General features: G+C 61.0%; 11 protein-coding genes and 1 pseudogene. 6 read left to right on the plus strand and 6 right to left on the minus strand.

Features of this window, described 5'->3' with window-relative positions; all coding sequences use genetic code 11:
- From JOY90_RS14735 to JOY90_RS14745, 3 genes are all read right to left on the minus strand, one after another.
- Nucleotides 1–2,473 (minus strand): TonB-dependent receptor (locus tag JOY90_RS14735; RefSeq protein WP_291691850.1); only part of this gene is annotated, 2,473 nt, incomplete at its 3' end.
- Nucleotides 2,474–2,661: 188 nt separating this feature from the next.
- Nucleotides 2,662–3,033, minus strand: coding sequence for a DUF2946 family protein (locus JOY90_RS40145; protein ID WP_367276940.1), 372 nt, complete (start codon nucleotides 3,031–3,033; stop codon nucleotides 2,662–2,664).
- A gap of 180 nt (nucleotides 3,034–3,213) precedes the next feature.
- A complete protein-coding gene (locus JOY90_RS14745) occupies nucleotides 3,214–3,675 on the minus strand; it encodes a transcriptional repressor (RefSeq protein WP_291691852.1) in 462 nt (153 codons plus the stop codon).
- A gap of 277 nt (nucleotides 3,676–3,952) precedes the next feature.
- Here JOY90_RS14745 and JOY90_RS14750 point away from each other — a divergent pair, with 277 nt between their 5' ends.
- The 4 genes from JOY90_RS14750 (at nucleotide 3,953) to JOY90_RS14765 (ending at nucleotide 8,014) form a co-directional block, all read left to right on the plus strand.
- Complete coding sequence (locus JOY90_RS14750; protein WP_291691853.1) at nucleotides 3,953–4,924, plus strand: GTP-binding protein; 972 nt, start codon at nucleotides 3,953–3,955, stop codon at nucleotides 4,922–4,924.
- A 309-nt stretch (nucleotides 4,925–5,233) separates the two neighbouring features.
- The gene (locus JOY90_RS14755; protein ID WP_291691860.1) at nucleotides 5,234–6,175 is read left to right on the plus strand and encodes a hypothetical protein; all 942 of its coding nucleotides are present in this window, start codon (nucleotides 5,234–5,236) and stop codon (nucleotides 6,173–6,175) included.
- A 91-nt stretch (nucleotides 6,176–6,266) separates the two neighbouring features.
- Nucleotides 6,267–6,905, plus strand: a complete 639-nt coding sequence (locus tag JOY90_RS14760) for a DUF1007 family protein (protein WP_291691854.1) — start codon at nucleotides 6,267–6,269, stop codon at nucleotides 6,903–6,905.
- Nucleotides 6,906–6,970: 65 nt separating this feature from the next.
- Nucleotides 6,971–8,014: a nickel/cobalt transporter gene (locus JOY90_RS14765; protein WP_291691855.1), complete on the plus strand. Its 1,044-nt coding sequence runs from the start codon at nucleotides 6,971–6,973 to the stop codon at nucleotides 8,012–8,014.
- Here the strand turns inward: JOY90_RS14765 and JOY90_RS14770 are convergent.
- Nucleotides 8,011–8,469: a hypothetical protein gene (locus JOY90_RS14770; protein WP_291691856.1), complete on the minus strand. Its 459-nt coding sequence runs from the start codon at nucleotides 8,467–8,469 to the stop codon at nucleotides 8,011–8,013. The two genes, JOY90_RS14765 and JOY90_RS14770, sit on opposite strands and share 4 nt — an antisense overlap.
- A gap of 9 nt (nucleotides 8,470–8,478) precedes the next feature.
- On the opposite strand from JOY90_RS14770, the pseudogene JOY90_RS14775 reads away from it, so the two are divergent.
- Nucleotides 8,479–8,799: pseudogene (locus tag JOY90_RS14775) on the plus strand (LysR family transcriptional regulator); the annotation flags it as partial.
- A gap of 54 nt (nucleotides 8,800–8,853) precedes the next feature.
- Here the strand turns inward: JOY90_RS14775 and JOY90_RS14780 are convergent.
- Both JOY90_RS14780 and JOY90_RS14785 read right to left on the minus strand, forming a co-directional pair.
- On the minus strand, nucleotides 8,854–9,120 hold the full coding sequence (locus JOY90_RS14780) for a conjugal transfer protein TraD (protein ID WP_291691857.1): 267 nt from the start codon (nucleotides 9,118–9,120) through the stop codon (nucleotides 8,854–8,856).
- Between the two features lies 1 nt (nucleotide 9,121).
- On the minus strand, nucleotides 9,122–9,448 hold the full coding sequence (locus tag JOY90_RS14785; protein ID WP_291691858.1) for a conjugal transfer protein TraD: 327 nt from the start codon (nucleotides 9,446–9,448) through the stop codon (nucleotides 9,122–9,124).
- A gap of 171 nt (nucleotides 9,449–9,619) precedes the next feature.
- Between JOY90_RS14785 and traA the strand changes: the two genes are divergently transcribed.
- On the plus strand, nucleotides 9,620–11,571 hold a 1,952-nt coding region (gene traA / locus JOY90_RS14790; protein WP_291691859.1), incomplete at its 3' end, for a Ti-type conjugative transfer relaxase TraA.

Raw genomic sequence — 11,571 nt, forward strand, 5'->3', positions numbered from 1 at the left:
CCGTAACCGGCAGTCCGTTCCAGCCATTGGCAAACTCATGCGACACGCCGGTATTGAACTGCCAATAGGATGGGAGCACGCCGCAGTTGGGGCAAACCGGACCCGGCGGGGTCGAACGCAAGCCGCTGCCGTAGATAAAGGTTCCGCTCACGGTGGTGCCGTCCAACCAGGTACTGGTGTCGGTCCACCGGTAGGCGACCCTTCCCGAACCCGTTACGGCCTGATCATGGTCGGTGTAGATCCAGTTGCTCTGGAGGTAGATCAAGGCGGGCACCGAAAACAGGGTCTGGTTTGACACGACCTGAGTCGCGTGCTGGAGCGCATAGGCCCAGCTTGTATCAGCGGAGAAGCCTCCGTACCTGAACCTGAAGGTCAGTTCAGTGCCGTAGTTCTCGCCCTTGTTGTAGTTGAACGCCGTGAGCGTATAGGCCTGACCGAACTGCCCATCATCAATCAGGTCCCTGGCCCACTTGTAGTAGACTCTGCCGCCAACCTCGAGGCTCGGACAATTTGCAGCCGCGACGGGCGCTTTGGTGGGCATGGCGCTTGATGGCGTCGGACATTGCGGCAGCAGTTGCTGCAGGAAGCCGGCGTCCACCACATGCGCCCGCTCGGGCAGGATCGCACCGACATTGCGAAGAGGCAGGCCGGCCACTTGGCCGGGCAGCGCGGCGGCCTGTTCGGGCGTGAGGGGCGCGGAAGACTGCTGGGTGGTGCCGTCAAAGAGTTGGGTTGGAATCGTCCGGCCAAGCACTTGCGGCGGCGGCGTGAACGTCCGCATGTAGCCGATGTGCAAGACGGTCGCCCACCATGGCGTGTAGGTCAGGCTCGCGCGCGGGCTGAACTGGTTCGCGTTGACATATTGGTAGATCTGATCGAACCGCAGGCCGTAATTGAGTGTGAGTTGCCGCGTCAGCCGCCACTCGTCCTGGGCATAGCCCCCGAGCTGCCAGCCAAACTTGTTGGCGGTGTCGAGAATGTTGAACGGCGTATCGATCGCCGTCAGGAGGCTCGGATCAGCGAGGTCGAGCGGCTGCACCGTGCTTAAGGTCGCGATCCGGGTCTCTTCGCCATGGGTGTAGAATCCGGTGCGAACGGTATGCGCCTCGTTCAAACGGTACGCGAAATCGCCCGAAATCCCGTTCAGGAACGAGCTGCGGAAAACGTCGGATGCGACGTTGTTGCTGAAGAGATCGCCCACCGGGTCGGGCACGAAGTGAAGATCGCTGTAACGCGAATAATACGAAAGCTGCGCATCGAAATCGCCTTCGGATTTCTGCCAGGCGATGACGTTGTAGGCGTTCTTCTCGTACTGGTTCTGATTGATTGTGCTCGAATCGAAAGCGCTTTTGCCGAAGGCCGTGTAGGCGGGAGCGTTCGGATTGGGGGTGCCATCCGGGTTGAGGCAGGGGTTCGCGGGGTCGAACGGACCGCCGCAAAAGCCTCCCACGTTGCCGGGCTGCCCGGGATTGTTGGGAATCTGGTATCGGGTCGCGCCGAAACCGGAAATGGTGACCACCCGCGTCGTCGGATCATCGAGCACTGTGGACGTATAGGCGAAGAACCGGCCCTGTTCCGAGTGATCGTGAATGGCGCTGAAGAAAGATGTCGGGGGCTCAAGGCCGAGGCCGGTGTTGAAATAGCGCCCGGTGGCGAAATATTCAGTTTTGCCCTCAACCCCGCCATATTCGAAGCTGGGCGAGATGGTCTGTCGGCTGCCGCCGTAGAGGCTGACGCTGCCGCCAGCCAGCGCTGTTCCGCTCTTGCTCGTGATGTCGATGACGCCGGAGGTACGCAGGCCATATTGCGCCGGCAGCGCGCCGGTGAGCAGTTGCATGTTGCTGATGAAGGACGTCTCGAGAATCTGCGAGAAACCGGAAACGCCGTCGGGCAGCAGAATTCCGTTGACGCGATATTGCACGTTGCCGTGCTCGTTGCGGATGTGGAAGTCGCCCTGACTCGTCGAGTCCTGGTAGACGCCCGGAAATTGCAGGACGAGGTCAGAGAGCTGAATGGCGTTGGCCTGCGGGATGTTCTCAATGTCCCTCTGAGTGAGTTCATATGTGCTGGCGCCTGTTTTCGGCAGCAGGACGGTGTCGCGCCGCTTGTCGAAATTCTGGGTCTGCTGAACGACCTGGCGGTTCGCTGCAGCCTGGGCCTGTTCTGCGCTTGGCACGGCCGGCGCTGTCGGTGTCGGATTGCGCACGACCTGCCTTGGCGGCGGCGTTCGCGGCTGCCGCCGCTCGACTGGCGCGGCGACGCGGGTTTCGGGCAGAACGTTGGTTCCCGGAGGCGCGGCCTGCACGGCCGGCGTTGATTGCGGAGTGGGCGAAGCGGCCGGTGACTCTGACGGGGCGGGCGTGGCCGAGCTTTCCGGCGTCGGCGAAGGAGACGCAGAGGGGGACGCGTTTGGCAGCGGCGTCGTGGTGGTCGATGGCGATTGGGCCAGCGCGGGCGCGCCGTAAGCTGCCACGAGCGTTAGCGATGAGGCCGAGAGGAGAACCCGCCGAAAGGCACGAAGGAAAGGACTTTTCATCTGATGATTCCTGACTGAACGCCTGCCCGCCGCACACAGGCGGCTGGGCTCCGAAGGGGTGCTTCGGTTCCATAGCCCGCGGCGCGCCCATCGCGCGGCGCTAACGATGGATCGAAACAGCGATGTCAGGAGATCGGAGGTCCGCGCGATAAATATCCGATGCGTGCTGGCTGCGGGAGCAAGAGGACATGATCGATTGGATGATCGATCATGGCGTCGGCAAACTCTATGGAAAGCGCTGGCGGTACCGGAGCCAGCGCATTGTCCATAGCGGCAGCCGCCATACAGATCGGGCAAAGATAATCGGCGTGGTGCGCCGGATGCTTCTGGCTCTGCCCGCTATCGGTTACATCACCGGCAGCGATTGATGCGACCTGCCGCCCAGAGACTGTTCCATCCGGTGCATGGACATGTCCGAAGGCGAGCACAATGTTGATGGCAAGCGCGACTAGCGCGAGCCATGAACCATGCCTGAGATGTTTCCGAAACCAGAACATCAGGTGGTCACTGTGTTTTTCGCCGACCAAACAGTATCCTTGTAGGCAACTTGGTCAATTGGGAGACACGTTCAAAATCCGAATATTCCATGTTGTGATCTGTCAGCAACGACAGAAACGGCCTTGCATCAGCACCTCGGGGGACGCGCCCAGGTGCATGATCATGGCAGGAAGCCTTGGTCAGATTGGGTGCGCGGTGGCACACTTCGCACATTCGCCCTCCACCTCGACAATCGAATGTGCCGCTTTGAAGCCCATTGTTTTCGCTGCGCCTTTTAATCCGCGTGTAACCAATTCCGACCCCATTTCATGTACCGCGCCGCATTCCTGGCAAACCATGAAAACAACGGCCTCTCCCTCGCCATGAAGATGGTCACAAGCGAAGTACGACGACCGCGAGGCAAGCCGATGGATGCAGCCGGCCTCCTGCAGGAATTCGAGAGCCCGATAAACCTCGATGCCATGAACTTTTCGCTTGTCGCTTATCCCTCCAGCAATCTCGTAGGCCGTTAACGGTTTGTCCGATGTCCCCAGCAGGGTGAGAACACGTTGTCGCATTGGCGAAAAGGGTGCGCCCTTCGAGGCGGCGTAGACGCGAGCACGAGCCTCCATCGCCTTGCGGTCTACCGCATTGGCCGGCACACTTTGCCGCCTGCCATCTTCGCGCCTATTCTGAGGATGACGCACTCAATCTCCCCCTGATAGCTCAAAGCCGTAACCCTGCAGCGCGCTCGAGCGCGTTGCAATGTTACGCCTAACCAAACGCAGAAGACTTGTTTCTTCGGTTCTTTCCCGTTCTTGCCTCGCCTCTTTATGTAATGTTATAACATTACGTCCTGCGAGCTGCAAGCGCCCTGCACGCGCGACCAACGTGAAGGCGCAACGAAGCCAAGGCCGCGACCGGAAAAGGAAAAGTCCAATGCCCGACGCTGCGATGCAGATTCCTGTCACCGTTCTGACTGGCTACCTCGGTTCGGGAAAAACGACCTTGCTGAACCGCATTCTCTCGGAGACGCATGGCAAGCGGTTTGCCGTGATCGTGAACGAATTTGGAGAGGTCGGGATCGACAACGATCTCATCGTCGACGCGGACGAGGAGATTTTCGAAATGAACAACGGTTGCATCTGCTGCACGGTTCGCGGCGACCTCATTCGTATCATTGCAGGGCTGATGCGCCGTAGCAGAAGCTTCGACGGCATTGTCGTCGAGACGACGGGACTCGCAGATCCCGCGCCGGTGGCGCAGACGTTCTTTGTCGATGAAGACGTCCGTCGCAGGACGAAGCTTGACGCCATCATCACCGTCGCGGATGCCAAACATCTCGTCGAACAGATCGACCGGACGCCGGAAGCGCAGGAGCAGCTCGCCTTCGCCGACGTCGTTCTCGTCAACAAGGTCGATCTTGTCGATAGGGGTGGCCTCGCGGCAATCGAGCACCGTATCAGAAACATCAACCCATATGCGACGATCTACCGAACGGAGCGGTGTGATATCAATCTCGCCCAGATATTGGGGCGGGACGCCTTCAATCTCGAGCGCATTCTCGAGCTCGAGCCAGGTTTCCTCACCGAAGCGTACGAGCACGAACATGATGACGAGATCGGCAGCCTGTCCCTGGTCGCTGATCGGCCGATGAAGCCAAACAAGTTCGTGCCATGGATTCAGGATGTCGCACAGCGCTATGGGACGGACATCCTGCGCATGAAGGGCATCGCATCGATCGAGGATGACGATCGGCAGTTCGTCGTTCAGAGCGTCCATATGCTCATTGAAGGCGGAAGTCGGCGTCCCTGGAAAGAACAGGAGCCACGCCAGACGCGACTGGTTTTCATCGGACGCGACCTGCCAAGGGATCTGTTAAGGCAAGGCTTCGAGGCTTGCTGCGTCTGAAGGAAATGCAGATGGGCGAGATCGTAAAATTTGTTACAAAATCCGAGCTTGAGCGCCTTCGTTTGATTCGCGAAGCCCGCGCGACATACGACAGCATCTTTCCACCGACCCACACGAGCGGCCGGCAGTCCGATGAGCGAACTGACAAGAACAGCTCAATTGGGCTGAAGAAGCTTGCCCCGTCGCAGAGAGACTCAGATGACGGGCTGCTCTTAGCTCCTCGACAGCCTAGCATGACGACTGCGGTGTAGAGGCGATCCGTTGCGGACAGGATTGTGCTTTCTCAAGAGCGTTAGTCTAGGCTTCGCAATCGCTGCGTGGCTGGCGGCTGGATCCTTCGCAGCGGAGCCGTCATCGGATGTTACGGCCTGGCTGCGGGACCATATTGGCGAAGGTGAGGGCCAAATCGCGCAAGTAGTTCTGCAAAGGGCGCGCGAGCTATATCTGCGAAAGGTGAAGGAAGGCGTCGTCAACAATCCCTGCTACTTTGGCATGGACGCGACGCGCCCTCACGATTTGGGCGATGGCAGATCGGGAGCCCGCTTTTACGTCATCTGCGAAGCGGACCGGTCTTTTCGTGCGATTTCGGCGAGACACGGCAGCGGCCGCGATTTGAGGGGTGTCGTCGATTTCCTCAACGGAAAAGAGTGCGCGAAGAACTTTGGCAATGCGATGGACTCATACCTGACGACCGGCGGCGCCTATGTGACAGGTGAGACCAAGACATCTTTCAAGGGCTATTATCGCACTCCGCTGAACCAGGATGCGGCTCTGATCCGCTCGTTCGTTCAGTTTGACGGCGAAGGCGAGACCGCCAATGCCAGAGAGCGCGCCATCGGCGGACATCCGGCCCTCGTGCTGAAGAAAATATGTCTTCGAAAGGATCCGCGCAGCCCGTACGCGAACGGGAACGGTTACGTTCCGTTTGGCAATCTGGAGGAATACTCGAACGGCCGCAGCGACGGTTGCACCAGTTGGTCGCCCTCTGACGCCCGGCAAATCATCCCTCTGTTGAAGGACAATCCGACGACGCTTTACATTTATCCTGAATCCCGCGACATCGAAGCCGTCGCACAAGCGGCTGCAAATCATCAGTCGCCGTCGCGTACCGGGCTATATTGGAATGCCTTCTGCTTGAAGCAAATCGGCGCTCCTAAATTCTGGCCGAAAGAAATTCTCGAACCGATCCTTGCTCGATACCACAGGGATCCCGAATTGCCCGCACGGTCGCCTCCGGTTTGCAAGCCGTGAATTGCTCTTATCAACTCCAAAGTCTCAGGTGTGCGCACAGCGCCCCGCTTCTTGCGGGGTGCCCTCAATTTCTCGACTCGGCGGATTGACCATGATCAATCGTACATCTTGCTCCTGCGCGATCCTTCTCCTCTTGCTGTTCGTCAACCGTGCCGAGGCGCATCCCCATGTCTGGGTCACGTTCCATAGCGAAGTGCTCTACGCCGCTGATGGCAGCATGACGGACGTCCGCCACGCCTGGACCTTCGACGAGATGTTTTCAGCCTATGCCCTTCAAGGCATCTCCCACGCCAAGAAGGGCCAGTACACGCGCGAGGAATTGGCTTCGCTCGCCCAGACCAATGTCGATTCCCTGAAGGAGTACGACTACTTCACCTACGCCCGCGCTGACGGCAAGAAGCTGAAGTTCGCGGGCTCCGTCGACTACTGGCTCGAGTACAAGAACGCCGCCCTCACCCTGCATTTCACGCTGCCCTTGAAAGCACCTGCATCCGCAAAGGCCGTGCAGATCGAAATCTACGACCCCTCGATCTTCGTGGATTTCGAATTCGCCAAGGACAAGCCGGTCTCCTTGAGCGGCGCGCCGCATTGCCTTTTGACTTACGATCTGCCGCACCAGCCGACGGCGGCAGAGCAGGCGCGGCTCAGCCAGCTCGACGCCGTGCCGCTCGATCCCTCCAGCACCTATGGAGAAATCTTCGCCAACAAGATCCTGGTGAAGTGCCCATGACAAGGTCGCGCAAAGTCACTTTGATTCTCCTTGCAGCGATTCTGATCGCCTGTGCGACCGATATCGTGTCGGCGTTGAGCGCACCGTTTGGCGCACCGCATCCAGCAGCCGGGATGTCAGCATCAGGAGTCATGGGCTGGATTTTTGCAGAGCAGGCCGCCTTCTATCGTTCGCTGTCTACCTTCATACGGGCCGCCAAAGACGATGGCTCCGCGATGCTGGGTCTGTTCGGCATTTCGTTTCTCTATGGCATTCTTCATGCCGTGGGTCCGGGGCATAGCAAGGCCGTGATCTCCTCTTACCTCGTCGCCAATGAGGAGACCTGGCGCCGCGGCGTGGTGCTGTCATTCGTGTCCGCAGGCGTCCAATCCGTTATCGCCATTGTCGTCGTGGCGGTCGCCGCAGTTCTGCTTGGCGCAACCGCCAAAGCGATCGGACTGACCGTTCATCTGGCCGAAATCGTCAGCTATGGTCTCATGATCCTGATCGGCCTGCGGCTTCTCTATGTCAAAGGCCGTGGTCTTCTTATCGCCTCCCGCGAACTGAGGTGGACGGAGGCGCCTAATCTGGTTTTCGCATCAGCTCCGATTGCAAATGGTGCCGCCAGTCGGTTGTCTCCGGCGCGGCTTGGCACGATCGCCATACGCGGCCGGCAATGCATGGTCGACGGCTGTACCGTGCACGGCTTTCATTGCCACGATGACCTTCACGCCTCGGCTTGGGGACACGCCCATGGACCGGAGCCCACCGAGCTTGCCGGCGCGGGCGGCTGGCGCAGAGGCCTGTCCGCCGTGATCGCGGTCGGACTCCGCCCCTGTTCCGGCGCGATCATTGTCCTGATCTTTGCGCTGGCCCAGGACCTGTTCTGGACCGGTGTCGGCGCGACCCTGATCATGGGTCTCGGCACGGCCGTAACGGTTGCGGCGATCGCAACGATCGCCGTCAGCGCGCGCGGGCTCGCAAGCCGCATCGCCAGGTCGCGGGCCGGAGCCGGCGCGCTCGCGATGCGCGCGATCGAGGTCGGCGCTGCAGCGCTGATCATCGCTTTCGGCGTCCTGCTGCTCGCGGGTTACATGGCGAGCGAACAACTCTGGATGTTCACCGGCTAGGCTTTGGCGCCATAGTCCAAGGCTTCTGCAATGGTGGGCTCCGCGGTGTAGCGGACCAGCGACTCGAATTCCGATCTCCTTAGTAAAGTCAGCACGTAGATCACCAATTGGCGCTTGTAGAGGGCAGAAATCTTCATGAAGGTGTGCGAGTGAATCTCATCTGGTTGAGTTGGTGATGGCTTCCCTACCGATTGCGCAAGTGTCGAATGTGCGGATCGGAAGCCACCGGACGAAGCCTCTCGAGCTTGATCTTGGCGTTCCGCAGCATTTGCCTCTGCTGCTAATTGCGCGTCCCGTGGAGCCAGCGTGCCGGCGATGCGACGGACGTGAGCCACGCGTACCGCCGGGTCAACACATCCGTCCTTGGCCCCCAAATCGAATAATTGGGTGCGGAATCGATCGCGGTGCAAAGGAAGATAATTGTGGACGTATTGGTTGCGGCAGGGCCGTGCCAAGAAAGACTAATGATCGACAAGCTCGAACTTCTGCTGACGCTCGCCAAGGAGCGGAATTTCGGACGCACCGGAGAGGCCTGCGGCGTTACCCAGCCGACGATGTCGACCAGCATCAAGCAACTCGAGGAAATCCTCGGCGTCATGCTGGTTCAGCGCGGCTCGCGCTTCCAAGGCTTTACCCCCGAGGGCGAGCGTGTGCTCGACTGGGCGCGCCCCGCATCGTCGGCGACAGCCGCGCGATGCGACAGGAGATCAAGAGCCTCAAGGACAAGCTCTCCGGTGAGATCAGGATTTGCGGTAATCCCGACCGTCCTTGGCATATTGGCATCGCCATTTGACCCCGATCGGCGTCCAAGGACGTCGTAAGTCCCCGTGCGTCGTGCATCAACCACGAGCAGTTGGAAAGGTTGGCGTTATCCGCTTGCGTGTTGCCGGATCCGCCTCGAACGCTTGCTTGCCTTTTGCGGCCCACAGCGCTCGTGCGCGTTCGCCTTGATCGCTCTTGAGCTTGTCGGCGCTCCACAGCAGCGCGCCAAAGATCGTGGCGCGGTCATCACCGGTCAGGTCCACGATACCGGCTTTGACGACAAGGCCACCCAGTTCGATCAGATGCCGCGCGCGCTTGCGGCGCTCAACCTGCCACGTGCGCATATCATGTCGCGCCTGTGCCGTCTGATGGCGGTTGTGCGCCGCTCGGTTGCGCCGGAGCGCCCCTAGCGTCGCGGTCAGTTGCCGGTGCAGATCGCCGCGACCGGCTTTGAAAGAACACGGCCCCGCGCCTGGCCCATGCCTCCATCTTTCTGGTGTCCTTCGTCTCGGCTAGCACGATCAGCGCGCCCGCCAGTTCGTCAGCGCTGAGGCTGTCTGCCCCGGTGGCGATAACCAATTCGCCAAGCCGCTGCACCTTGCGGCTCTTGAGGTCACGCGCCTTGTCCCCAAGCGCCTTCAGTTCGGCATCAAAGTCCCGTGGCTTGCGCATCGGCGCCCCCATCGTTGTTGATGAAGAAATGATAGTCGAGAGCCCGACACAATGCCGTAAGCTCGTCAGGACAGCCTGGGACGCGGTAGTCCCTCCCGAGACTTTTTTGAGGGAGGGCGCGCTTATACGTCGTTCCGACGTGCGCTCTGCCGTGTAGATGATCTGATCGCGATGGCGATCTATCATCTTCACATCAAGGTCATTGGCCGGAAGTCTGGGTCAAGCGCGGTGGCGTCGGCGGCCTACCGCTCGGCCTCATGGCTGCGCGACGAGCGCCTTGGCCGTAGCCAAGACTTTTCCGCCAAGCGCGGCGTGGTGCATTCCGAGGTCATGCTGCCGGAGAATGCGCCGGAAGCGTGGAGCGACCGCGAACGGCTCTGGAACGATGTTGAGGCGTTCGAGGTCCGCAAGGATGCTCAGCTTGCTCGTGAGGTCGAGTTCGCCCTTCCCCGCGAGATGACACAGGCACAGGCCATCGAACTCGCCCGCGACTTCGTTCGGGGCGAGTTTGTTGATCGGGGCATGGTCGCCGATCTCAATGTGCATTGGGACATGGCCGAGGACGGCACGCCCAAACCCCATGCCCACGTCATGCTGACCATGAGGGCGGTGGACGGGAACGGTTTTGGCCAGAAGGTACGGGACTGGAACCGCACCGAGATGGTGGAGCGCTGGCGTAAACGCTGGGCCGAGCTTGCCAACGAGCGCCTTGCCGAACTCGACATCGACGCGCAGATCGACCATCGCAGCCTCGAAGCACAGGGCATCGCGCTTGAACCGCAAAGCCAGATCGGTGCGCCCGCCAAACGCATCGAGGGTCGGGGCATCGAGGGCCAAGGAACCAAGGCCGACCGCGCCGAGATGCATCGCGAGATCGCGCGCGGCAATGGCGAGCAGATCATCGCCAATCCCTCGCTTGCATTGGAGGCGATCACGCATCAGCAATCGACTTTTACGCGCCGCGACATCGCGAAGTTTGCGCACCGGCACAGCGACGGTCTCGACCAGTTCAATCAGGTCATGGGCGCGATACGCAGCGCGCCTGATCTGGTCGAACTCGGCAAGGACGCTCGCGGCGAGGATCGCTTCACCACCCGCGATATGATCGATTCTGAACAGCGCCTGCACCGTGCTGACGAACTGATGGCGGAACGGGAACGCCATGGAGTGCAAGACAGGAATCGTGAAGCCGCCTTGGCGCGTGCGGAGGCGCGCGACCTTGTCCTGTCACGCGAGCAGGCTGGCGCAATGGCGCATATCACGGATGGGCGCGATCTTTCGATCGTGGTCGGCCACGCCGGAACGGGCAAGAGTGCGATGCTTGGCGTGGCGCGCGAGGCCTGGGAAGCGGCCGGCTACGAGGTCCGGGGCGTTGCGCTGTCCGGCATCGCGGCGGAAAACCTCGAAAGCGGATCGGGCATCGCGTCGCGCGCCATCGCCAGCATGGAGCATGGCTGGCAACAGGGCCGCGACGCGCTCACCTCGCGCCACGTCCTGGTGATTGACGAGGCGGGCATGGTCGGTACGCGCCAGCTCGAGCGCGTCCTGTCCCATGCGGCAGAGGCCGGCGCGAAAGTCGTGCTGGTCGGCGATCCGCAACAACTGCAAGCCATCGAGGCCGGTGCGGCGTTCCGGTCGATCCATGAGCGCCATGGCGGGGCGGAAATCGGCGAGGTGCGCCGCCAGCGGGAGGACTGGCAGCGGGACGCCACCCGCGATCTGGCAACCGGCAGAACTGGCGATGCGCTGCAGGCCTATCGCTCCCACGGCATGGTGCATGAAGCTCAAACCCGGGAGCAGGCACGCGGCGATCCGATCGACCGCTGGGACCGCGACCGGCAGTCCGCGCCGGAGAGCAGCCGGATCATCCTCACCCACACCAACGACGAAGTCCGCGCCCTCAACGAAGCTGCGCGGGAGCGGATGCGGGCGGCCGGCGATCTGGGGGATGACGTCCGCCTGACAGTCGAGCGCGGCGTACGGCACTTCGCCAACGGAGACCGCGTCATGTTCCTGCAGAATGAGCACGGCCTTGGCGTGAAGAACGGCACCCTCGGGACCATTGAGCAGGTCAACGCGCAATCCATGACCGTGCAGACCGATAACGGCCGATCCGTGCAGTT

The organism is Bradyrhizobium sp. (genome assembly GCF_019242285.1).
GTDB lineage: Bacteria > Pseudomonadota > Alphaproteobacteria > Rhizobiales > Xanthobacteraceae > Bradyrhizobium.

Bases quoted from the DNA above. Each gene is read 5' to 3' on its own strand.
- JOY90_RS40145 (WP_367276940.1), bottom strand. From the start codon at position 3,033: ATGTTCTGGTTTCGGAAACATCTCAGGCATGGTTCATGGCTCGCGCTA.
- JOY90_RS14750 (WP_291691853.1), top strand. From the start codon at position 3,953: ATGCCCGACGCTGCGATGCAGATTCCTGTCACCGTTCTGACTGGCTAC.
- JOY90_RS14760 (WP_291691854.1), top strand. From the start codon at position 6,267: ATGATCAATCGTACATCTTGCTCCTGCGCGATCCTTCTCCTCTTGCTG.
- JOY90_RS14780 (WP_291691857.1), bottom strand. From the start codon at position 9,120: ATGCGCACGTGGCAGGTTGAGCGCCGCAAGCGCGCGCGGCATCTGATC.
- JOY90_RS14785 (WP_291691858.1), bottom strand. From the start codon at position 9,448: ATGCGCAAGCCACGGGACTTTGATGCCGAACTGAAGGCGCTTGGGGAC.